The sequence below is a fragment of the Kitasatospora sp. NBC_00374 genome (genome assembly GCF_041434935.1).
In the GTDB taxonomy this organism is placed as follows: domain Bacteria; phylum Actinomycetota; class Actinomycetes; order Streptomycetales; family Streptomycetaceae; genus Kitasatospora.
In genome coordinates, this window is sequence record NZ_CP107965.1 from 137,124 (window position 1) to 160,065 (window position 22,942).

Genomic DNA, 22,942 nt, shown 5'->3' on the forward strand with positions numbered 1-22,942 from the left:
CGCCCAGCGGATGTCGACGACGAAAGTCCTCGGCCGGACTACCTGGGGGCGGCCAGCCGCGCCGTCCTCGCTGCCCGGAACGCGGTCGCCGGCTCGGCGCTGGCTCCGGCGACCGGCTGCCAGCTGCCCCCGTGGATGGCCACGAACGGGTGCCACCTGCCGTCGTGGCCCAGGCGCACCTGCGCGCCGCCCGCTGTCAGGGCATTCCCCTCGGCGGTCAGCGACCCCCGTGCGGTGGGCTGCGCGGCCGTGATGGCTGCCGCGGCCGCCGCGACCGATTCCGGGTCGGCCTCGGCAAGGGAGTCCGCTGCCTGGACGCCGGCCGGACCGCCGTGCCGGTGGGCGACCACCAGGCGCCGGACCTCTGCGGGCGTCCGCCCCAGGCGTTCGGCGACGTCGTCCGCCAGCCTGGCCCCCTGCGGGGTGGCCAGGTGGCGGATCGCGTCGGTCAGCGGAGTGAGTCCCACCTCGATCGTTCGGCTGCTCAGTGCGGCGCGGGCGCGGGCGGCGGCGTCCGCCACGATGGTGTCCAGTGCGGGGCTCACCCCCGGCACTGGCGGCGGAAGGACGGGCGCGGTCGGGAGGGCGGCTTCGTACCCGCCTGTCGGGGCCGGCTGCCATTGCTGGAACAGCAGGGCGGCCGGGACGCTGCCCGGCGGCGGCACCATCTCGGGCTCCCGTGTCGTCCCCGAAGACGGATGCGGCACCAGTTTGTCGGCGGCCGTGGGGGCCGGCGCCGCCACGGCGGGACGGGGGCGGGGCGCACCAGCGGACAGGCGGGCGGTGCGGACCTTCGCCTGCAGGCGCCCCTGGGAGCAGCCGCGCAGCGTGAGCAGCGCGGCGGGCTGCTGGCGGATGCGGGAGGCGAGGGCGTGGGCGAGGACGGCGGCGTGCTGGCAGAAGAAGCCGCCCGGGCCGGCGGCCGCCGCCGGGTGGGCGGTGCAGTCGAAGGAGAACTCGGTGGGCAGGAGCGGGTGACCGGCCGTGTGCTTGGGCTCCAGCAGGCCGAGGTGGACTCGGCCGGTCTGGACGGCGCCCAGGATGCCGGGGTGGGCGGGAAGGGCGGCGGCGACCTCGTCCCACTGGGTCTCGGTCAGCGCGCCGACGACGATGGTGGTGCGGGCCTTGGGCGCACCGGGCAGGGTCACCGAGCACAGCAGCTGCCCCGGTCGGGAGGTGTCGAGCTGGCCGGTGTAGGCGGTGTGGGGCATCTTCCGGGTGGCCTCCAGCCGCGTGCGGTGGCTGCCCACCGCGGCGGCGACGGCGCCGAGGAACGCCTCCGCCCACAACGGGCCTACCCCGGCCTGAGAGGGGGCATCGGCCAAGGGCGGGGTGGCGGTCATCAGCGGCTCCCGAGTGAGACGAGGGCGGACAGGGCCTGGTCGTCGAGGTGTGCGAGGTCCATCTCCCCTGACGGGACGACGGCGTTGGCCAGGTCGCCCTTGTGGGTGACCAACCGGTCGATGCGCTCCTCCACCGTGCCGGTGGCCAAGAGTCGGCGGACGTGGACGGTCCTGGTCTGCCCGATCCGGTAGGCCCGGTCCGATGCCTGCTCCAGCGCGCTATTGGTCCACGGTGAGTCGTAGTGGACGACCTGCGTCGCGGCGGTCAGCGTCAGCCCGGTCCCTCCGGCCTTGACCGACAGCACCAGCACGGGCAGCCGACCCGCCTGGAACTCCTGCACCAGGTGTGCTCGCTCCTTCGCGGCCAGGCCACCGTGAAAGAACGCCGCCCCGTGCCCGGCGGCTGTCAGGCAGGCGGCCAACACGTGCCCGATCTGCACGTAGTTGACGCACACCAGCATCTGCTCGCCGCCGCGTCGCGCCGCATCGGCGATCCGCAGCAACTCGTCCAGCTTGGCCGAGCGCTCCCGTGCGCGCGGAATGTCGGCCGCCGCCTTCTCGGGCTCCTCCCCCAGGTAGAGCGCGGGGTCGTTGACGATGGTGCGCAGCGAGTGCAGAAGGGCCAGGACGCGGCCCGGGCGGGCGCGGCGAGGCCGCGTGCTGAGGTCGTCCAGCGTTTCGCGGACCAGTGCCTCGTAGAGCGCGGCCTGCTCGGTCGACAGCTCCACCCGGTGCAGCGTGCGGATCTTCTCGGGGAGATCTGCTGCGATCTCCGGGTCCGTCTTCAGCCGGCGCAGGACGAACGGTCCGGTCAGGCGGCGCAGCAGCCGGGCCTGCTCGCTGTCGGCATCGCGGTCGGTGTGGCGGCCGATGAGCCGCTGGAAGGTGCTCAAGGTGCCGAACAGGCCGGGGTTGAGCCAGTCCAGGAGTCGCCAAAGTTCGACGGAGCGGTTGTTGACCGGAGTACCGGTCAACGCCAGCCGGTCCTCGGACGTGAGCGAGCGGATCGCCCTGGCGGCCAGGCCGTCGCTGCCCGCGATCAGGTGCGCTTCGTCCGCGACGACCAGGTCCCAGGGCCGGGCGGCGAACACGGCGGCGTCCCGGGCGAGCGTGCCGTAGGAGGTGAGGACCACCGTGCCGGGGGCCAGCACCTCGGGGAGTCGGCGTCCGGCGCCGTGGTGGCGCACCACCGTGAGGGAGGGGGCGAACTTCGCGGTCTCGCGCTGCCACTGATCGAGCATCGACGTGGTGGAGACGACCAGCACAGCCCCGGCTGTGGCCAGGCGGCGGTGCAGGATGAATGCCAGGGTCTGCACTGTCTTGCCCAGGCCCATGTCGTCGGCGAGCACCGGGCACAGCCGCAGCGCCGTCATGCCCGCCAGCCACTCCAAGCCGCGCTGCTGGTAGGGCCGCAGGTTCGCCTTCAACCCGGTCGGGACGGCGACCGGCTGGCGGCCGCGTTCGCCGGCGCGCAGAGCCTCGACCACCAGGGCCAGCCCGCCCGCGGGCCGGCACGGCACCAGCTCGCCCCCGACGGTGAGGACCCCCGCCAGCGCGGAGGTCAGCGCCTGGCGGGTCGGCAGCTGCTCCAGCACCCGGTGCCGGACCCGAGCCAGGGTCACCGGGTCGACCAGCAGCCACCGGTCCCGAAGACGGACCAACGGGCGGTGTGCCTCGGCCAGCAGATCCATCTCGTCCTCGCGGAGGTCCACACCGTCCAAGGTGACCTGCCACCGCCAGTCCAGCAGGGCCTCCATGCTCAGACCCCGGCCATCGGGACCCGCCGAGCCCGTTCCGATCACGGTGTGGCTGGCCAGCCCTCCGACCAGTGCCCCCGGCCAGCCGATCCGCACCCCTGCCTCGCCGAGGCGCCCGGCGAGATCCGCACCGACCAGCTCCCCCGCCTCCTGCACGCTCAACGAGAACCCGTCCACCGCATCCGCGAAGGCCGCGCGCTCCAGCGGCTTCCACACCGCGGCCGCACGCCGAAGGACCCGGCGCAGCGGCCGCTGCTGCCACTCCCCCAGCACCGTGCCTTGCTGGCCGGTGCCGATCCGGACGGGCAGCAGCATCTCCCCCACTGCCGTGCTCTCCGGGACGCCGACCGTCAGCACCACGACCGGCTCCGGCCGGTGGTCCAGGTCCCGCTCGATCCCGTCCGCCCACGCCCGCACCCCCGGGGCCTGCACCGCAGGCGGCGAGGCGAACGCCCCCTCGCCGTGCAGGAGTGCCACACCGGGGCCGCGCACCAGCAACTCCACGACCTGGGCGGCGACATCTGCGGCTGCGCCGGCCGCGTCCCGCACGCACAGCGGCTCGCCAACGGTCAGAGCGGCATGGGCCTCGGGTGGCAACGCAGCCGCGACCGCTGTCAGCGCGGCTTCGAAGGCCTCGCTCGGCACCGGCCGCCACACGTCCCGGCCCCCCGGGTCGATCGCGGGGTGGACCGCCCCGTCCGCGACGACCCGCACCGCGAAGTCGACCACGGCCGCCCACCCGACCACCGATCGGTGCGCGGTCAGCTCGGGAGCCAGCAGGACAGGCAGCAGGATGTCCAAGGGCACCGACCAGCCGGACACCTGGGCCGCCCGCACAGCCCCGCGCTCGCAAGCGAGGACCAGCTCCACGGTTGCCGTTTCCGCCGGAAACGGCGGTGGGGCCGCACTGACCGCGTGCCCGTCGGGCCGGTAGAGCACCAGTCGGCCGGGCCGACCCGGCGCCGTCGTCAACGCGCATCCCTGCGCCACCGCCCACGCCACCGCCGCTCGCGGGCCCTGCCACCCGGCGGGCTCGGACCCAGCAGGTAGCGGGCCGCGCGGCAGCGGCACCACCGTCGCCACGGGCTCCGGTGCCACCTCCCCGCCGTCGGCGGTGGCGAGGATGTGGACCTCCGGCCCCGAAAGGCCCGCCACTGCGGCGAGCAGCGACACGAGCGCGGCGTCCACCGCCAGGCGCTTGGACCGGCCGACACCCGGCCGGCCGGTCACCCTGCCTCGCCGCAGCTGCAGCGACGCGGTGACGGTGTGCTCGGGGTGGTGATCAGGACCCCGCCGCTGAGCATCGAACTCGACCGGCGGGGCCTGCTCGGCCTGACGCAGCAGGTTCACGATGCCGGCCGCCAGTCCCGGCACCCGGCCAGCTGCGTCCAGGGCGACGTCCTGGAGTGGTGCCCACGCGGGGGTGGCGGGGCGCTGCAGCAGGGCCAACCAGTCGCGGGGGCCGATGTGCCCCGCGTCGGCCCGCTGGACGAGTGCCTGCGCCAGCCCGGTCGGGGGAGTGGCCGAGTGGAGTGCACCGCGCAGGGCGTCGGAGAAGCGGTCCGCGGAGAGGCCGTCCCAGTCGTGCCCATCGGCGCTGTCCGAGATCCGAGAGGGGGAGGGGATGAACGGTCCGGGAGTACCGGCTACGGGAGGCTCCGAGACCGGCGTGTCGTCCTGGTACTCGTCAACGCGCAGACCCGCCAGATGGGCGAGCAGCGCGGTGGAGGCAAGCTGCCGTGCCGTCTTCTTTGTCTCTGCCGTTCGCTCCGGGCCGGATACCGGGCCCGACGGAAGGGCGAGGGTCATCGCGCACCGGTGCCCAGGTTCCGTGGCCAGGCCAAGCGGGGCCTCGACCGGCTGCGCTGATGGAAGACCAGCGATCTGGGTGTGGACCGAGAGCAGCGAAGGCGCCAGTTCGGGCTGAGCCTGAAGGCGCCGCAGCACAGCTGCCCGAGCCGGCTGCCAACCTGATCCGTTGATCTCCAGCAGCACCGTCCGCAAGTCGCGCACCGGCAGCTCACCCGACTCGATGCGGCGCACCGCCTCCGCGCACAGCCCCTCGACACCGTGGCCGACTGCAGCCGCAGCGGCCAACGCTCTGGTGAACTCCTTCGCACTGAGGCGTTCCAGCAGGGCCCGCTCCTGGGCGCGACTGGCGGGAAGGGCAGGTGCGGCCAGGGGCGGGCGAGAGGTCACCGGCACATCAGACTCCAGCGTTTGGGACAGGGGCACGGGCATTCTCCCGAACGGGAGCGACAGCCCGGTGCAATGCCGCGCTGTTCGCCACGGAGGCAGTGACGGAGCTGTTCCGCGACCGCCTTCGACCGGTCGAACCGGACCGCCCGTCAGACGGGAGGACTTGTCGATCAGGCCCCTGCCTGCGCAATGATCGGCGCCCATTGTCATTGCGCAAGCGGGCGTCGTGCGCCGAGGCGATTGCGCTGCCCAAGCCCTCCATGCTCGGCGGCCGTTCCAACCATCGTCAGCCAGCCGACAGGAAGTCCTACGAGGGCCACCCGGCGGGGCGGGGTTCGACCCGCCGCGGAGCTATTCCGTACCGGTGAGCGCGGGGCAGGTACCACCTGGCAGCGGGGGTCGGACCCGAGTCACCCAAATTTGGGTGACTCGGGTGGCCTCAAATCTGGACGGAAAGGTCGAAAAGCCAAAGAATCTTCGGCCCGGCCACAAGGCTCGGCAGGCCTCGCCGCTACTGTCATCCCATGCTCATCGCCAACGTCTCCCCCAGAACCGGCGGCAAGACAACCGATTCGGGACTCCTCGCGCGCGCTCTCAGGACGACAAAGTCGAAGACGGCCCCCAATGGGCGGTTGGTCAAAGGCTTCGACGCCGATCACTCCAAGCAGTTCTGGCAGTGGGCGCAGACCGCCGAGTTCGACTTCCCTGTTGACGCCCTGGCCTCCGCGCGGTTCCACCGTGAGTACGAGCTGGCCAGCGATGTGATCGGGGTCGTTGACTGCGGCCACACCGAGAACCACCCCGACATCACCGACTCGGTGCTCCGCGTGGCAGATCTTGTCATCCTGCACATGGCGCCCACGTCAGGCGACTTCGAGCGGATCGTCGAGCCGGTCGACAAGACCACCATCGCGGACATGATCAAGCGGTGCGCTCCGCTTCGGGAAGACGGAACACCCCCGCCGGCAGTCGTCCTCATGAACCGGACCGTCGCCAACGCCTCCTCGGTCAAGAACTACCGCAAGGAGATGACGGCCGAGGGCTGGGACGTCCTCACGGCCACCATCCCGAGGAACGAGAAGCTGGCGCAGGCCATCGGATTCCCCCTGCCGGAGCGTATGACTGGGCCCTTCGCGGGGTTCGAGGCGGTCGTGCTGGAGCTGGAGCAGAGGGGAATCCTGTCGTGAGCCACACGCAGAACATGGAAAAGCGTGCCCGGGAGCGCGAGCAGCGTCGACGCCAGCAGGCAGCGGACGCAGAGCGCGCCAAGGAGCAGGCCGCCGCGACCAGCACCCCCGACGCGCCGACGGGCCAAGGCGGAACAGGCGACCTGGTCGTCCCCGCACAGGCCGACGCCGATCACCGGGTGGAGCGCCCAAGCCGGCCTCAGCCGCTCACCCCCGATCTGATCCCCGAACCCCGGCGGGTCGAAGCAACGGGCGATCTGAGCCCGCTGGAGCTGCACGACCTGGCGTTGTGTGAGCGAGCCTTCGATCACGCCTCCGAGGCCCAGTGGATGAAGGGCAAGGCCGCCCACGCCATCAGGGAAGGGCGGCTGTACCGTGCCGGTGGCCGAACCTGGGCCGAGTACTGCGTGACCGAGATTGGCGAGTCGGAGACGGACGTCAACCGGCAGATCCTGGAATGGCCACTGGCCGCCGCGATCAGCGCCGCCTACACCACGAAGCGGGCGGTCCCGGCCTCCCATGTGCGGGCGCTCCTACCGCTGACCAAGACGGCTGACGAGAACGCCATCGCGGACGCCTACGCCAAGCTCCGCGCCTTCGCCGACACGAACCAACAGCGGGTCACCGCCGCGGCTCTCACATCCATGGTGGAGCGATTCTCGAAGGCAGCGGATCCACTGCCGGTAGCCCAGTTCGGTGCAGCGATCCGAGCGATCGAGCCGACGCGACCGACGCAAGCGGCAACGCCGGCTGCTGCTTCGGCAACGCCGGATCACCCAAATTTGGGTGACATGCCGACGCCTGCCCCGGCTGTCGGCTCTCCGGAACCCGCCAACACAGCGGCCGCCGGCTCGGGTGAGAACCTGGCTGGCGGCGCCGCCCCCGCAGGGGACCGGCCGGATCTACCAACCGCCGCACCCGATCAGGAGACGATCGAGGGCGAAATCGTCGACGACGAACGCGCCGCAGCTCTCTTGGCGTCGTTGCAGGCGGCCTCCACCACGATCAACGAGGACCTCCACACAGCGACACCCGCCACTCTGAAGGCGATCGCCGAAGCTGCCCGGCACATCGCCGAGAGGGCTGAGGCCCTCCTCTGATCCGACCACCCAAATTTGGGTGACTTGAAGGCCCGGCAACCGCCGGGCCTTCAACATTCAAAGACCTCGATTCGGGCAGTCACCCAAATTTGGGTGACCACGCAGGGGCCGGCACCGCGCGCCACCAGGCAGGCCCCGAGACCTGCCGATCACCGTAGGTGGCAGAAGTGTGGCGTTGAGTATCCAAATGCTCCACGCGATGGGCCGTGAAGCTGTCCACCCGATATGGCTTGTGACTACGGCCGACCCACATGAAACAGTGACCCCTTGAGATGAGTACGTGAGCAAGGGGGATTCCGTGACCCGACCCGTCCTGCGACCGGTCCACTGGTGGCTGATCGGCTTCGTCGCCGTCGGCGCGGTCTTCATCGCCGCGATCGGCCTCGGCGGGTCCTACCTCGCCGTACGGGACGTGGCCTTCCGCAAGGGCATGGGCGCCTTCGCGCAGATCTTCCCCATCGGAGTCGACGCCGGGATCCTCGTCCTCCTGACCCTCGACCTCGTTCTCACCTGGCTGCGCATCCCCTTCCCGCTCGTCCGCCCCACCGCGTGGCTACTCACGGTCGCCACCATCGCCTTCAACGCGGCCGCGTCCTGGCCGGACCCGCTCGGCGTGGGCATGCACGCGGTGATCCCGGTCCTCTTCATCATCATCTCGGAAGCCGCCCGCCACGCTGTCGCGCGGCTGGCGCAGCTCAGCTCCGACCGGTCGATCGAGAAGATCCGCCTGATGCGGTGGGTGCTGGCACCCGGGCAGACCTGGCGGCTGTGGCGGCGCATGCACCTCTGGGAGATCCGCAGCGTCGGCGAGGCGATCCGCGGCGAGCAGGCCCGCCTGACCTACAAGGTCCTCATCGAGGACTCGAAGCCGCGTAAGCGCCGCAAGGCCAAGGGTCTGCCGGCCGCGGCCTACCTGCCGCTGCAGCTCGCAGACCTCGGCGTGCCCATGGAAGTCACCTACGAGTCCGGCCTGGCCGCCGCCGGCGTCGACACCGAGCTGCTCAGCCGCCTCCTCGCCCACAACGAGCGGGCCGCCCGCGCCGGCACCGCAGCCAGCCCCGAAGCCCCGGTCTCTGCGCAGCCCCAGCCCGCCGGGATTGCGCAGCGCAAGGCCCTTGCGCAGAACACCGACGACACGCTTGCGCAGGACGATCTTGCGCAGAGTGGCGCTGCGCAGTCGGCCGAACTGGAGATTGCGCAGCCCGCCGCCGCGCAATCGGAAGTGACGTATCCGCAGGTCAATGGCGATGACCAGGGGATTGCGCAGAGCGAGGCGACACCAGCTGGCCTGCTGACCGACATTGCGCACTTCCCTGACCCCCGCGCCGCTGATGCAGGTCTTCTGCGCATGGACTCTGCGCGGGACGAAGGTGCTTGGGCCGCCACGCAGAGCGAGAACCTGCAGTCGGCGGCCGACGATGACGACGATGACGACTTCGACAGCGAGGATCCCGAGCCGAGGGACATGGTGACGAGTTCAGTCACCGGCCAGCAGAGCACCCCGCTGCGAATCCCGAAGGGATGGGAGCCGGGCTTTGAGGCGTTCGTCAAGACGTTCGGTAGGCATCCCGAGCAGTGGACGGAACTGCCTGAGTGGCTCCACCTCAAGGGATTCAAGAGCAACAAGGCAAAGACAGGTCCGGTCAGCCCGGAATCCGTCCGTCGCTACTACCCTCACCTGGTCGAGCGGTACCCGGTGCCGGCCGAGTCGAGCCAGCCGAGCCTGGTCGGCCTGGAGGATTCGCTCGTGTGAAGTCGGCGGGGCTAGATGCTGCGCAACCGCCAGGCCCGGGTGGGCTCACCCGGGCAGGCGAGCCGCGGCATCCCTGAGCCCAAGGCCACCATCGTGAGCCCGGCCATCGGTCGGAACCCGGCACGGTGCAGCAGAGCGGTCGTGTGCTGAGAGCCGGGGGAGCTGCGCAGCAGCGACGGAGCGGTGGCCACGAAGCACGGCCCAGCCTCGGCGGCCCGGGTGACCGCTTCGCCCAGCAGCAGAAGGTCGAGGTCCTGGACCGCCCAGTCGGCGGAGACCGAGAAGTGGTCCAGGAGCAGCAGGTCGCCGAGGTCGGTGCGCGGCCCCTTCGCCAGGCTGGCCCGGACCTCCGGCGCCAGGCGCCGCTGTCCGTCCCGGCGGGTGAAGACCTGCTCAGCCACGGCCGTGCGGACGTCCTGGTCGAGCGCTGGTTCGCCGGCCCGGCCGACCAGGGCGTCGTAATCGTCCTGGGTGATCGTGCCTCGGAGCAGGGGAACCCGAACGAGCCCTACTCGCGCCACGTACTCCAACTCGACGCCGAAAGCGGTCCGGCTCGGCCGCTGCCCCGGCTGGAGCCGCTCGTTGCGCACCAGCAGTGACCATTCCTCGAACCCGCGGCCGCCAGGGCCCGCCGGCCAGTACTCCACGCTGAGGGACAGGCGCAGTCCGGCCGGGTCGGCCGGCAGCAGCCCAGCGTCGGCGTGCTGCTGTTCCACGGTGTCTGCCATGGACCGATCCTCCCGCCGGGCAGCGCCACCCGTCAGGCCTTCGCCGACTTTCGTCGACGAAACCACCCTGGATGGACGGGGACACCCTCGGCACATTGCGCCAATGATCCGATCGGGGGGATCCGGATCGACCTGGGGCCGATCGAGCAGTACTTGGAAGCCAACGGGCACGACGGCCAAGATGCTCGGGGCCGGGTTGGGGCCTTGATGAACCCTTCGCTGTGGCCGATGCTGCGCCGATCGACCTGCACGGGGCACCGGCCGGCCGTCGGGGGAATCGTTCTGGGCGAAGCCCCTGGAGCACGGCGATGGCGCGCGAGCGGCTGGCGACCACCAGCGCGGCGGTGAAGATCCGGGGCAGGTGGACGAAGAGCGCCCGAGAAGGGTGCACCGACCGGGACCCGGCGTCCGACATGAGGCGGCCGCACCACGCGGTGCACGCCTGGGTGCTCAGCCGAGCAGGGCTGACACGGACAGCGTCCCAACGACAAGGGCAGGGCCGAGCGCGAGCTCGGTCTTCCTCGTCGCGCCGAACGCCACCTTCATCACGACCCACTGGGCCACCCCCAGCGCGCAGGCCAGGAGCAGGCCGTAGAACGGGCCGATCCAGCTCTGCCACCCCAGGAGGGCGGCGTAGGAGGGAGCCAGTTTCGCGTCTCCGAGGCCTTGGCCGAACAACGCCAGCACGAAGAACCAGCCGCCGACCGCGACGGCCGCCACCACCGCGCGAACCAACGCCCCCCAGCCGCTCCCCGTGAGCGCCGCCCCCAGAAGCAGCACCCCGACTCCACCGGCCGCCAGCGCGGTCAGCCGGTTGGGCAGCCGGTGCTCCGCGAAGTCCGTGATCAACAGCACCACCCCGACGGCGACCAGCCATAGCTGGACCACCAGGACCACGCCGCTGGCCCCGCCGGCCAGCATCGCGGCGGTACCGGCAGCCGCCAGGACCTCGGGCACCAGCGGCGGCGGACCAAGCCGCCGCATGCCCCCCGGGCCGCTCGACCGGCAGGCGACACAGCACCTGCGCAGCACCAGGACCCGGTATGCCCCGGGAACGGCACCGCGGCCCAGCAGGCGGCTGCCGCAGTCGGGGCAGCCGACCTCGGGCACGGGCGTGCCCTCAGGGCGGGTGAAGGCGAACGCCGCCGGACGCAGAACGAGGGCACCGACGGCTGCGGCCAGCAGCAGGGCGACGACGACCACGGCGGGGGAGTGGGGCATGACCAGGTCCTTCGAGTGAGTGGGTGAAGTGAGCTGAAGACGAGGCAGGGCCCGGCCGGGGACGGCCGGGCCCTGCCTCGGGAACGGTGGACTACACGCCGCTGGCGGTCTCCCGGGCAGCGGTCAAGCGCTGGATCAAGGCCAACGTCTCAGGCTGCAAAGTGGAGAACTGCCAGTCCGACGCCATCTTGCGGACCCGGGCGATCACCTCGCGCACCGCCGCCGGGTTCCCGGCACGGTGCTCGATCCGCATCCACGCACGGTAGAGCTGCTCGGCGCTCGGCTCGACGTTCAAGCCCTTGCCGATCGCCGCGCGGGCAGCGTCGATGTCCAGGACCTCGTCGCTGGTGCGCAGCTCCGCGACCCGCGCCGCCGTGTCGACGATCCGGCTGATCATCGTCTGGCCCAGCGGCGCCGCCCAGGAATGGTCAGCGATCCCCGCGAACGGCCTGCCTCGGACCAGGGACAGCGCGGCCTCCAGGTCCCGGACGCCGGCCGGGCCCTTCGGGATGCCGCGCTCGGCGAGGTAGACGAAGTTCGCCCAGTCCGAGGTGATCTCGTCGCTGAGGGAGTACATCGCCACGCCGCGCGGCTTGGGCCGCACGTGCGGCTCGCCGTTGGCGTCCAGGCCGAGCCGGGACCGCAGCCGGGACATCTCCTCCGCCACCAGCTTCGGCCCCCACGGCGTCACCGGGTTCATCGCGTCGCCGATGCTGCCCAGGTCCCGCTCGTTGCGGAACATCAGGTACGCAGCCAGCAGCACCAGCTTCGGCTGGACGCTGGCGTTGCCGATCCCGGCGATCCGCAGCGGGCCCAGGACCTGCAGTTCGGGCGCGGTGGCCTCCGCCTGCCCGCCCTCGGGCCCGGGCTCCCGGACGACGTCGATCCGGGCCTTCGCGGGAGCCGGTGCCTGCTCCGGCGACACGGCCGGCACGTCCGCAGGCACGGTGGCCACATCGGCGGGCCCGTCGGCACCGGTGCCGGACGCCTCGGCCTGCGCCTCACGGCCCTCCCCGTTGGACACAGGCTCCTCCTGGTGGTCCTTGACGACGGACAGGTGACTGGGTGCCGCCACCGGCACTGGCGCGGTGAGTACGCTCACCCGGTCGGGGTCCGGCAGCTGCGCCCACACCCCGCCGGCCGCGTTGGCCGCCTCGGTGGTCAGGGCGACGGCGGAGGTCAGCTGGCGGTACGCCTCGTCAGTGACCCGCTGCAGGATGACCTCGACGCCCAGCGGCTCCAGCAGCTGAGGCTCCGTCAGCGAGGCGTCCAGCACCTGCGCGTCCGGGAAGAAGTCGATCGCGCCGGCCGCCGGGAGCACCGCGGCGACCCGGTGCCCGCGTGCCTTGCCGACCAGGTCGGCGAACTCGTACAAGTCCTCGGCGCTCGCCTTGGCGGAGGAGATCACCATCCACGGCAGCGGCTGCTCTCCGCCCTCGTGCTCGGCCTGGTGGCCCTCGATCCAGACCCGGGCCAGGTCGGCGGTCGCCGCCTTCAGGCTCGGGGTGTACATCACCCGGCAGGCTGGCAGCAGCTGCTGCAGCTCCAGACCGAACCCACAGGTCCGGACCTCGACGTGGCCGCCCCACGCGGCGGTGCCCGCCTCCATGGCGATCCCCCGCGCGACCTCGCGGACCTGCTCCTCGGTGCCGTCCAGCAGGAGCACTCCGGCCTGCGGGAGGTTCGCCAGGATGTGGGTGCCGTCGGCGGCCGCCCCGATGGTGGACAGGCCCGGGTACGGCGCCGGGACGTCCTGCGCCTCCTCGGCGGTCATCAGGTCGGCGCGGTCGGCCCGAACGCCCCACCAGCCGCCGGGACGGTCGGTGAACGGCGACAGGGCCTCGGCGTCCGGGTCGTCGACCAGGATCTCGACGCGGTCGGCAGCGACCTTCGCACCGTGGACGACCGGCAGGGCGTCGGGGTTGCGCGCGGAGAGGGTGCGCAGCGAGAGGTCGAGGAGCTCGACGCTGGCCGGGGACGAGGTCCGGTCGAGGACCTGCTCGGCCTGGCTGGTGGTCTCCGGCAGTGCGATCGTCTCGCCGGGGCGGCGGGCGTTCTGCTGCTCGCGGCGGCGCCAGGCGAGGACGCCGAGCCATCCCGCACCCAGCAGTGCGCCGGCCCCTGCGACCTGCTGGATGGAGACCAGGGAGGAGTCCGATTCCTGAGCCGGGGCGTCCGTCGCGGGAGCGGTGGCCGGGGCCTGGCTCTGCTGTGCCGGTGCCGGTGCCGGAGCGGGGGATGCGGGCGCCTCGGTCGGTGCCGGTGTGGTGGGGGCTGGGGTCGTTGCCTGCGGGGATGCGGGCGCGGGGCTGACCGGTGCCGGGGGCACCGGCGCAGCGGCCTCGGGAGCCGCCGGGGTGGCGGTTTCGGCGGGCTGGTTCGGCTGGGACGGCACGGCGGTGTCCGGCGCGGGGGAGGGCTGTGCGGGGGCCTGCGCACGGGCCGGGATCACGATCTTGTCGCCCGGGAACAGCTTGTCAGGGTCGGTCAGGTGGCGGCCGCCGGGCTGCTCGACGTTCCGGGTGGCCTCCAGCAGCTGGGGGAAGGCGTCGGCGGATCCGAGCTCGTGCTCGGCGATCGCGGAGAGGGTGTCGCCCTCCGCCACGGTGACGGTGCGCTCCCCGCCCGCTGTAGCGGCGGCGGCAGGGGCGGCCGGAGCCGTGGATGCCGCAGCACCGGGGACGTCCTTGGCGTCGGCCGGCAGAACCAGCTGCCACCCGGCGCGCAGCAGGCCCGGCTCCGTCATCGTGGTGCCATCGGGCTGCAGACGGCCCTTGTTGAGGTCGAAGATCTCGCCGAAGCGCCGGCCGTCGCCCAGGTGCCGCTGCGCGATGTCCCACAGCGTCTCGTGGTGGCCGCTGCCGTCGGCCTGGACCGTGTAGAGCGGCCCCGCCGCCGCTGGCGCGGCCTCGCTGACAGCTGCCTGCACGGCCGCGCCGGGGACAGCCTGCGCGCTCGCGGTGACCTGCGCGGGCAGCGGGACGGGGGTGTGCTGGGGGAGGGAGGCCGCTGACGCCACCTGGGTCGCAGTCAGCGTTCCGGCGCCCACCAGCAGCAGCATGGTGACTAGCTTGCGGGCGAGCGCCTGGGAGGCCCCGGCCGCCGGAAGGTGGATGTCCACGCCTGAGACGACCGCGCGGACCTCTACCGCCACGCACACCAGGAACTGCGCCCAGAGCAGCCACACCAGCACGGCCAGGACGTCCATGAAGACGTTGACGGAGACGCTGTTCTGCAGCATCTCGCCCAGCGCGTCCAGCGACGGCACCTCGCCGGGCAGCGGCCAGCCGACGAACTCGACCAGACCGTAGGGGATTCCGGCCAGCAGCGCGGCGAGGAGCAAGCCGGCCACCAGGGCCCCGAGCACGTCACCAGCCGTGCGGGACCGGGCGCCGCCGGGCGCCTTAATCCGTGTCTTTGCCATCTGGAGTCTTCCTGTCGGGCCGGTGAGGTCCGGCTACTGGGTGACGATCGTCTGGATCTCCCGGACGATCACGTCCTGGGGAACGCCGCCGGTCACTCCGTCGGGCAACGGGTTGGCGGGTTGTGCGTTCGGGTTCGTCGACGGCGTCCACGTCACCTTCCACGTCACCTTCGCCGTGAGCGGGTAGGTCGACCCTCGGCTGGAACGCTGGTAGGTGATGTTGCAGCCGGCACTGGAGGAGTCGACCTGGTAGCCGTTCCCGGTCTTGGTGAACGGGTAGGTGCACATGGCCGGGGAGGCGTCGCTGGTGCCCGCGTCGATGCTCAGGGACACCGGCACCGCGAGAGTGGACGCCGCCACGCTCACCCCCAGGTAGTTCAGGGACGCGGTCACGGACACCGGCTGGATCGGCTGCTCGAACGAGACGTACGTCGGCAGGTTCACCGTCTGCTTGTCCGGGTTGGGGGAGAGCTTCACGCTCGGCGGCGGCAGCTTGGTGGCGCCGTACGCCAGCTTGCTCAGCATCAGCGGCGTGACCGCGAGCATCCCCGGCGGCGGGTTGCCGGTGGGAACCCAGACGATGCCCGGCTGCTGGGTGCACGGCGCGGTGGTCGGGAGGTCCCAGGCCTTCTTGGTCTTGACCATGCCCCACCACTGGCCGCTCTGGCCGCGGTGGAAGTCGCCGTCGGCCTTCAGCGCGTCGTACTGGCGTTTTGCCTCGGCGCCCATCGCCCCGGACAGACCGGCCAGCACCTGCTGGAAGGCGGCGTCGAAACTCTCGGGGGTGTAAGCCGGCTCGTACCAGCAGGCGGGCGGGTCGTAGTTCACGCCAACCGACGTGAGGTGCTTGCCGTCCTTGCCGGACTCGCTCACCCGGATCTCGACGTGCGATTCGATCGAGCCGATCGTGGGGGTGCCGCCACCCCAGCCGGTACCCCAGTCCGCCTGGGCCGGGGGCATGGCGGTGGCCGCCACGGCGAATGCCGCGGCGGCCACCGTGAGGACCCTGGTCAGCTTGTGCTTGCGCTCTGGCACCGCGTCGATCCCTTCTCCGCCTGCGTGGACGACACCTGCCAGACGCCCTTGTCGGACAGCGTCAGGGCGGTCGTCCAGTCCGTGTAGTCGTTGATGCTCGGCGTGGTGGTAAGGACCTTGCCGCTGGCCTTGTCCTTCGCGAAGGACTTGCTCTGGTCCTCGCAGTACGCGGTCACCGCGGTCTTCGGGTCCTTCAAGTCCACGGTCAGCGCGTAGTACCGGTCCGTCCCGGTAATCGTCTGGCCACGCGAGTTGAGCTGGGTGAGAGCCTGGTTCATGTACGCGCCGGCAGTGCCCGTGAAGGCGTAGACCATGCCCGGCCGGTTGATGTCGCCGGTGGCGGCGGCCTCGGTGAAGGCCCGCAGCGCGTAGGTCAGTCCGTCGGCAGCCTGCTTCTTGACCGGGTCGTCACCGGCCTTGAACTGGATGTCGACAGCGACGTCTGCGGGCAGGGTGATGGCCGGCGCGCCCGGGGCCGACGTCGGCGTCGGCGAGGCCGAGGCGCTCGCGGAAGCGGTCGGCGAGGTGCTCTGCGCCCCGGTGATGTCCCCGCCAGCCTTCTTGCCGTCCGAGCTACAGCCGGCGGCGCCCGCGATCACGGCGGCGGCCGCCACGGCGGACGCGATCAGCTTGGTGGTCTTCTTCGTGCTCAGCATGCGGTGTTCTCCCAACCCCTGAATGGCCATCAGAGGGTCATTGTTCCTGTACGGCCTGGGCAGTTGCTCGCCCCCACACCGTCAGCCCCCCGTTGAAGGCGGGCAGCAGCAGGGGGGTGTAGGTGAGACGGACCTCGACGGTGACCTGGTTGCCGCCGGCCGCACTGCACCGGGCGGCTCCGACATCACCACCGGAGATGCCGCTGGCGCGCACGAAGTCCTGGACGTGGCCGGTGCACCCGGCAACGTCGATGACCACCTGCCCGTTGCGCAAGTCAGCGGCGCTGATCTGGTTCGCGGCGAACCGGGCGGCCTGCTCGGCGACGTCGGCGGCCTTCTCCCGCTCGTGGATGGCCCGGCCGGTGTCGATGACGAATCCCGCCATTACCAGGAACAGCATCGCCGCGAGGATCAGCGCCAGGGCGCCGGAGCCGCGCTCCGCACCCCGCTCGCGCGCACGGCGCAGCCGCCGGATCACCAACTCGGTCACTGGACCACCCTCCGATAGACGTCCAAGGGGGCGGTGGAGGTGGCCCGGATGTCGCCGGCCACCGGGAGCTTCGAGAGGGCCACGCCCTTGACCCGGCAGGACAGGGTGACGGTGAACAGCCCGCCCGGCCGGAAGTCGCCGCCCGCCGACACCTGGACGGTGCCGCCCGCGCACACGCGGGCAGCGTCCTTGTTCGCGGTGCTGGTCGCAGCGGACAGCGCAGACCAGTAGTCGCGCTGCAGGGCGCCGGCCCGCGCCGCGTCCCGGGCCGTTCCCTCAAGGGAAGCCCGGGAGTTGACGATCTGGCCCAAGCCGATCAGCAGCAGGACGAAGAGCATCAGAACGGGAGCGATCAGCACCAATTCGACGGTGGAGATCCCCGCGTCGCTGCCCAGACGCCTGCGGATCGTGTCAGCCGGCATCGGGCACGAACCTCTCGATGGGGCCGACGGACTTCGCCGTGACCGTCAGGTTCAGGAACGGCACCACCTTGACCACCCGGCCGGTCACGGTGACGCCGACCTGGTCGCCGTCCTGGAACGGGAAGACGCTCGCGCCGTTGACCAGCGCCGGCCCGAGCGTACTGATCCGGTTCTGGGCGGTGGTGCTCGCCATGTTTTGCCAGGAACCGGGGTTGTCGTCCGCGGTGGCCCGGGCCTTGCGAGCACCGGCCTGGGCGGCCGCCTCGCTCACGGTGCTGGCGAAGTAGTACAGGCCGAACTGGACGACGGAGAGCAGCAGCAGGAACAGCAGCGGCGTGATGATCATGAATTCGACCGTGCTGGTCCCCCGGTCGCCACGCAGCCGCGCCGCGACCCGGGCCCTGACTCGTTCCACCGCTCGATTCCCCTTCTCCGTCGTCCAGCTCGGCTCACGTACTCAGCGGCAGATCAGTTGCAGCCGCCGTTCTGGGTGGTGTCGGCGCCGGTGATGCAGGTCCCGACGCTGGTGGACTTGGTGGTCACCGCCGCCTTGATGGCCACGACCGCGATACCGACCACGACGATCACCGCAGCGGTGATCAGGATCAGCTCGACGGCGGTGTAGCCGCCCTCCTCACGGTTACGGGCCTTGTCGATCCGGCTGAACGCCGCGTCGCGTACACCGGCGACAGCGGCAACGGCGGTGACGGCGAACAGCAGCGCACGCTCGCGCACGCCGAAGCTGCCAGCCGGGTTGATGACGGTGGTGGACATGTTCGGTTCCCCTCGTTCGGTTGGAAATCTGTGGGATAGCTGATTCGGAAAGATCAGAGGTTGATGAGCGTCAGCGCCGGATAGATCAGGAAGATCAAGAACCCGAAGCAGAGCAACAGCTGGGCGACGAGCATCGACTGCGACTTCGCGGCGGCCGCGCCCTGCATCTCGGCCAGCTCCCGGTTGCGCAGGGTCTGCGCGCGGCTCTCCAGCGACGTGCGGACCTTCGCACCGTCCTGGGCGACGAGGCGGACGGTAGAGGTGAACTCGACCAGCTCGGGAACGCCGATCTCCTCGCCCAAGCGGCCGGGCGCCGTCCAGTACGGCAGGTTCTTCACCCGGGCCTCCTCCAGCGCCCAGCGGATGCGCCGCATCGGCCAGGCATCGGAGGACTCCGCCGTCGCCTTCATGGCCTCCGGAAGGCCGGCGCCAGCCGACAGACTCAGGTGGACCAGCGTCAAGTACACCGACACCATCCGCGTGAACTCACGCCGCTTCTCCTTCGCCTGGCTGCGCACCTCCAGGTCAGGAGCGAAGAAGCACCCGGCGACGAGCAGCAGGGTCAGCCACATCGGGGCGAGCATGCTGCTGGTCACCCCGACCAGCCACAACACCACCGCGAGCAGCGGGCCCAGCAGCAGCCCGGCCGCCGAATACAACACCTTCTGAGCCAAGAAGGTCTCCATCGGCTTCTCCACCAGCGCCAGGTCAGGGCGAAGCCGTGCCAGCCGCCAGCCCTGCTTGGCGTAGAACGCCGCCACCTTCGGCCCGAGCGCGGCCAGCGCCCTGTCCTGGGCTCCGTTCAGGACGGTCGGCGCAGGAGCAGGCCCGCTGGAGGTGATGCGCAGCGCGTCGATCCGGGCGACGGTGGCCACCGACCCCGGACGGCTCGGCACGAGCGCGCGGATCAGCAGGTACACCCCCAGGCCGCATACGGCGCCAGCGAGAAGAGGACCGATCACCGGGCACCTCCAGCAGGGGCCAGCAGGCGGGCACCTGCCGGGACGATGGACAGGTGCCGCAGCCAGGCCAGGCCGGCAGCGAAGAACGCGAGGACCACCGTCAGCACCCCCTGCCCCTGAAGAGACTGGTAAGCCACGACGTAGGCCGGGTTGAACAGGGCCATACCGAGCGGGAAGACGACGCAGACCGTGACGACGATCTTCACGCTGCGGCGGGTACCGGAGCGCTGCGCCATGATGTCGCGCCGCATGTCCGCTTCCTTGCGGGCGAGTTCGGCCAGTCCGGTCAGTGCCTTGGCCAGGCCGGGGCCGCGCTGGCGGGAGTTCTCCTTCAGCGCGATGATCACGATGTCGGCTGACCCGTCGTCAAGGTCCTCGGCCAGCAGATCGAGCGCGATCGGGAACGGGGTCCGGGCGCGCAGCCGGTTGACCAGGGCGGCGACATGCGGACGCAGTGCGGGGGAGGCGGCGTCGATGGAGGACTGGATGGCGCTTTCCAGGCCGACAGCGCCCGCCATGGTGTCGCGCAGGCTCTCCGTCCAGCCGGCCAGGGCCTCGACGCGCTCCATCGCGGCCTTCTCCTCCTTGGCCCCGCCGAACAGCTTGTTCCAGAACAGGGCCAAAGCCGCTGCGGCCAGGGCGGCGACGGGCCAGCGGGTGACGGCGAGGACGACCAGGGCGGCGATGACCGCAGCCGCGCCGCGCCTGCGGGCGAAGGCGATGAACCGGGCCGAGGTGGTGGGGCCGCTGTGCTCCTTGCGGGGCCAGCCGACCAGGGAGGCCACGAGCAGGGCGATGCCGCCGCCGACGCCGAGCCCGGCCAGGATCGCGAGAAGGGTGGTGGGGTTGAGGATGTCGGGACTCACTGGAAGTCCCCGCTCGGGTAGTAGCCGAACTCGGCGAGCTCGTCCAGGCAGGTGATGACGGCGGCCGGCCGCAGCTCCCCGAACGAGTCGATCTTGAACACCTCGCTGGACAGCACGTGGCCGTCGCGGCCGTTGACCTCGCGGACGCTGACGAGGCGGCGTTCCTTCACGCCGGTGACGGGATTCTTCACCTTGCCCAGGAAGATCACGAAGTCGAGAGCGTCCTCGATGAGCATGGCCGTGGTCTCGGTATCGAACTGCTCGGCCGCCTGCCGGGCGTAGGTGGCCAGCCGGCGGAACACCGCCTCGCTGGAGCGGGCGTGAATGGTCGAGAGGGAGCCGTCGTTGCCTTGCGACATGGCGTTGAGCATGGTGACGACCTCGGGGCCGAGCACCTCACCGACGATCACCCGGTCCGGATTCTGCCGCAGCGAGCGCTGGACCAGTTCGGCCATCGTCACGGTGCCCAGGCCCTCGGAGTTGGGCAGCCGCTCTTCCAGCACGAGGATGTTCGGGTGCAGCTCGGGGAACTCGTCCAACCCGAGCTCCAGCGCCCGCTCCACCGTGATGAGCCGCTCCTCCTTCGGGATCACGTTGGCCAGCGCCCGGAGCATGGTGGTCTTCCCGGCGTCCGTGGCCCCGCCGATCATGATGTTCTTGCGAGCCAGGACGGCCGCCCGCAGCATCGAGGCGGCCTCCTCGGTGAGCGACCCGAACTTCACCAGGTCCTCCAGGAAGACCTTCCCGAGCCGGGCGCGGCGGATGGACAGCGCCGGACGCTTCGACACCTCCATGACGGCCGACAGCCGGGAGCCGTCGGGCAGGGTCAGGTCCAGCTGTGGATTCGCCCTGTCCCACGACCTGGAGCTGAGGCCCGACGTCGTGGCCAACCCCTGGACGAGCGCAATCAGGGCATCGTCGCTGGCTGCCACAGCCGGCAGCTGCTCGCGAATACCGCCCGCGTAGGTCACGAACGTCTGGTCGCCCTGGATGTCGATGTTCTCGATCCGGTCGTCGTCCAGCAGCGGCTGCAGCGCGCCGGCGCCGTAGATCCGCGCGTGCACCGCCTCGGCGAGCTCGCGCTCCTCCTCCGGCGACATCGCGGGGATGCCGAGGGCGGCCTGCTCCTCGTTGTAGCTCTGCAGGACGTTGTTGATCAGGGACCGTGCGAACTCGCGCTCCACCTCGGGGGCCAGCTGGGCCCTGCCCTGGCGGGCGTCGTCCCGCTGAGCCTGGGTCAGCTGCTCGCCGACACGGCCGTGCAGCAGGGCGACGATCTCGTGCTGGACAGCCATCAGCGCACCCCCAGGGCTTCGGCGCGGGCCGGGGCGGCGGCCGCGGCGGTGGTCTGTTCGACACCTACGCCGTAGCGTCCGCGCAGGTTGGTCACGATGTGCTTGGAGGCGCGGACCAGCTCGGACTTCTCGACCCGGCCGGTCTTGCGGCCGGCCAGCTGGGCTGCACCCGACGGGTCCAGCGGCAGGCAGCCGAGGACTTCCACGGGCAGGCCCTGCTGGACGAACAGCTGGGCGAGTTCGGAGCTGACCTTGGCGTGCTGGCGCTTGTGGTCGACCAGCAGGACGCCGATCGGGGGCCCGCCGCCGGTGCGCCCCAGCCGCTGGGCCAGCGCCGCGGCGCGGTCGCGGGTGAAGGCGATCTCCTCCGGGGAAGTGCGAGTGACCAGGACGACCAGGGATGCCATGGGCAGCAGGTCGAGATTGGGGGAGGAGGGGCCGATCCGGCCGAGGTCAGCGATCACGTCGGCTTCGGTGTTGGCCACGAAGGCGCGCCCGAGCAGCGGCCAAAGGCCCTGCCAGGCGCCGGCCTGCTCGGCGCTGGCCAGGCCGAGCAGTACTTCCTGGCCGCCGTTGATCTGCTGGGTGTGCTCCCAGACCGTCTGTGGGCTGATGCCGTTGCGGCCGGCCACGGCCAGGGAGAGCATGCCCACCCGCGGGTCGAGGTCTTGGCCGGTGGCGGACTTGTGCCGGTAGACCAGGTCACCGCCCTGAGCGTCGCACTCGGCGAACAGGGAACGGCGCGGCCACACGGCGGCGAGGGCGAGGGCGGCGGTGCTGACGCCCGGCGTGCCCTTGGCGTGCGCGACGGCGATAAGTGCCATGGGGCCCTGTCCCTTCTACTTGGGGTCCGCGGGGAGCAGGACCAGGGCGACCTCGCCGGCGGACGCGGCCTGCGCGATCGGGCCGGACTTGTCCGCGGCGACGGTGATGGACAGGGAGAGGTTCGCGCTCGGCGCGGCGGTGTCCGCCTTGAAAACCTGGCGCACCACGGCGGCCTCGGACAGGGAGAGCCCGTTGGCGGAGGCGGCGCCCTGGCCCGTGCCGGTGGCACCGGGGACCGGGGCCTTGGCGAGGTCCTTGCCGACCCACAGCACCCGGATCTTGTCGCCCTCGCGCAGCCCGGGCGGGAACTGACCTTGCTTCAGGCTGAGACCCACGACGGCCTGGTCGCTGCTGACGCTGACCTTGGTGGTGAGCATGGGGCCGGTGAGCAGGGTGCCGACGGGGATCTCGGAGGCCGCGAAGTACTTGCTGGTGAGCGCGCCGCGCTGGTCCCACCGTACGAAGGGGACGTCGGTGTCCTTGGCGACCTGGACCTGCTGGATCGCTGAGGCGGGAATGGCCTGGCCGGGAGCGATTCGCTGCGTGACCTTGACGGCGTCGACCTTCTCCGCGGCCTGCTGGACCAGCGCGGTGCCTCCGAGGCCGCCGGCCAGGATCAGCAGCGCCGCGAGGACCGCCATCGCGGGCCGGCGCTCGCGCACCGTGGCCGGGAGTCGGTCGCCCGCCCCGCCGGGCTGACTGGGCGCGCTCCGCTGCGCGGGCGCGCCCGGGTTCTGCACGGATTGCCTAGCTGTTCCTTGACTCAACGTTCTCTGCCCAACTCGCGTCGATCCGGCGTGAGCCGGCGTGAATTCGAATTTGACCCAGATATGACAAAGCAAAGGGCCGACGTGTCGGCCCGGGCCGTGCCTAGGAGACCGCTACAGGTCCCTGACCTGCGGTCA

At 71.5% G+C, this 22,942-nt stretch carries 19 protein-coding genes; 3 read left to right on the forward strand and 16 right to left on the reverse strand.

Annotated features, from left to right (window positions below):
• Positions 1-38: 38 nt before the first annotated feature.
• Both OG871_RS40155 and OG871_RS40160 read right to left on the reverse strand, forming a co-directional pair.
• Positions 39-1,343 (reverse strand): hypothetical protein, encoded by a 1,305-nt coding sequence (locus OG871_RS40155; protein WP_331727355.1) that lies wholly within the window; start codon positions 1,341-1,343, stop codon positions 39-41.
• Positions 1,343-5,299: an SNF2-related protein gene (locus tag OG871_RS40160; RefSeq protein ID WP_371503559.1), complete on the reverse strand. Its 3,957-nt coding sequence runs from the start codon at positions 5,297-5,299 to the stop codon at positions 1,343-1,345. The genes OG871_RS40155 and OG871_RS40160 overlap by 1 nt, the downstream gene beginning before the upstream one ends.
• Before the next feature lie 524 nt (positions 5,300-5,823).
• On the opposite strand from OG871_RS40160, the gene OG871_RS40165 reads away from it, so the two are divergent.
• The 3 genes from OG871_RS40165 (at position 5,824) to OG871_RS40175 (ending at position 9,339) form a co-directional block, all read left to right on the forward strand.
• Positions 5,824-6,486, forward strand: coding sequence for a plasmid partition protein (locus OG871_RS40165; RefSeq protein ID WP_331727359.1), 663 nt, complete (start codon positions 5,824-5,826; stop codon positions 6,484-6,486).
• Positions 6,483-7,586: a hypothetical protein gene (locus OG871_RS40170; RefSeq protein WP_331727360.1), complete on the forward strand. Its 1,104-nt coding sequence runs from the start codon at positions 6,483-6,485 to the stop codon at positions 7,584-7,586. The genes OG871_RS40165 and OG871_RS40170 overlap by 4 nt, the downstream gene beginning before the upstream one ends.
• A gap of 298 nt (positions 7,587-7,884) precedes the next feature.
• Positions 7,885-9,339 carry a DUF2637 domain-containing protein gene (locus OG871_RS40175; protein WP_331727362.1) on the forward strand — a complete coding sequence of 485 codons (1,455 nt, stop codon included), beginning with the start codon at positions 7,885-7,887 and terminating at the stop codon, positions 9,337-9,339.
• Between the two features lie 11 nt (positions 9,340-9,350).
• Here the strand turns inward: OG871_RS40175 and OG871_RS40180 are convergent, their stop codons facing one another.
• The 14 genes from OG871_RS40180 to OG871_RS40245 form a co-directional block, all read right to left on the reverse strand.
• Positions 9,351-10,067 carry a hypothetical protein gene (locus tag OG871_RS40180; RefSeq protein ID WP_331727363.1) on the reverse strand — a complete coding sequence of 239 codons (717 nt, stop codon included), beginning with the start codon at positions 10,065-10,067 and terminating at the stop codon, positions 9,351-9,353.
• Between the two features lie 450 nt (positions 10,068-10,517).
• Entirely contained in the window at positions 10,518-11,288 is a 771-nt protein-coding gene (locus OG871_RS40185) for an A24 family peptidase (RefSeq protein WP_331727364.1), read from the reverse strand.
• A gap of 91 nt (positions 11,289-11,379) precedes the next feature.
• Positions 11,380-14,712 carry a hypothetical protein gene (locus OG871_RS40190; RefSeq protein ID WP_331727365.1) on the reverse strand — a complete coding sequence of 1,111 codons (3,333 nt, stop codon included), beginning with the start codon at positions 14,710-14,712 and terminating at the stop codon, positions 11,380-11,382.
• A 33-nt stretch (positions 14,713-14,745) separates the two neighbouring features.
• Entirely contained in the window at positions 14,746-15,747 is a 1,002-nt protein-coding gene (locus OG871_RS40195) for a hypothetical protein (protein ID WP_331727367.1), read from the reverse strand.
• Positions 15,723-16,403 (reverse strand): hypothetical protein, encoded by a 681-nt coding sequence (locus tag OG871_RS40200; protein WP_331727369.1) that lies wholly within the window; start codon positions 16,401-16,403, stop codon positions 15,723-15,725. Before OG871_RS40200 ends, OG871_RS40195 begins: the two co-directional genes overlap by 25 nt.
• Positions 16,404-16,440: 37 nt before the next feature.
• Positions 16,441-16,893: a pilus assembly protein TadG-related protein gene (locus tag OG871_RS40205; RefSeq protein ID WP_331727370.1), complete on the reverse strand. Its 453-nt coding sequence runs from the start codon at positions 16,891-16,893 to the stop codon at positions 16,441-16,443.
• Positions 16,890-17,315 (reverse strand): TadE/TadG family type IV pilus assembly protein, encoded by a 426-nt coding sequence (locus OG871_RS40210; RefSeq protein ID WP_331727371.1) that lies wholly within the window; start codon positions 17,313-17,315, stop codon positions 16,890-16,892. Before OG871_RS40210 ends, OG871_RS40205 begins: the two co-directional genes overlap by 4 nt.
• A complete protein-coding gene (locus tag OG871_RS40215; protein WP_331727372.1) occupies positions 17,305-17,730 on the reverse strand; it encodes a TadE/TadG family type IV pilus assembly protein in 426 nt (141 codons plus the stop codon). Before OG871_RS40215 ends, OG871_RS40210 begins: the two co-directional genes overlap by 11 nt.
• Positions 17,731-17,783: 53 nt before the next feature.
• Positions 17,784-18,089 carry a hypothetical protein gene (locus OG871_RS40220; RefSeq protein ID WP_331727373.1) on the reverse strand — a complete coding sequence of 102 codons (306 nt, stop codon included), beginning with the start codon at positions 18,087-18,089 and terminating at the stop codon, positions 17,784-17,786.
• A 53-nt stretch (positions 18,090-18,142) separates the two neighbouring features.
• Entirely contained in the window at positions 18,143-19,009 is an 867-nt protein-coding gene (locus OG871_RS40225; RefSeq protein WP_371503560.1) for a type II secretion system F family protein, read from the reverse strand.
• Between the two features lie 38 nt (positions 19,010-19,047).
• Positions 19,048-19,917, reverse strand: coding sequence for a type II secretion system F family protein (locus OG871_RS40230; RefSeq protein ID WP_331727377.1), 870 nt, complete (start codon positions 19,915-19,917; stop codon positions 19,048-19,050).
• On the reverse strand, positions 19,914-21,212 hold the full coding sequence (locus OG871_RS40235; protein WP_331727378.1) for an ATPase, T2SS/T4P/T4SS family: 1,299 nt from the start codon (positions 21,210-21,212) through the stop codon (positions 19,914-19,916). The genes OG871_RS40230 and OG871_RS40235 overlap by 4 nt, the downstream gene beginning before the upstream one ends.
• Positions 21,212-22,036, reverse strand: coding sequence for a hypothetical protein (locus OG871_RS40240; protein ID WP_331727379.1), 825 nt, complete (start codon positions 22,034-22,036; stop codon positions 21,212-21,214). The genes OG871_RS40235 and OG871_RS40240 overlap by 1 nt, the downstream gene beginning before the upstream one ends.
• Positions 22,037-22,051: 15 nt before the next feature.
• The gene (locus OG871_RS40245; protein ID WP_331727380.1) at positions 22,052-22,777 is read right to left on the reverse strand and encodes a hypothetical protein; all 726 of its coding nucleotides are present in this window, start codon (positions 22,775-22,777) and stop codon (positions 22,052-22,054) included.
• Positions 22,778-22,942 lie beyond the last annotated feature (165 nt).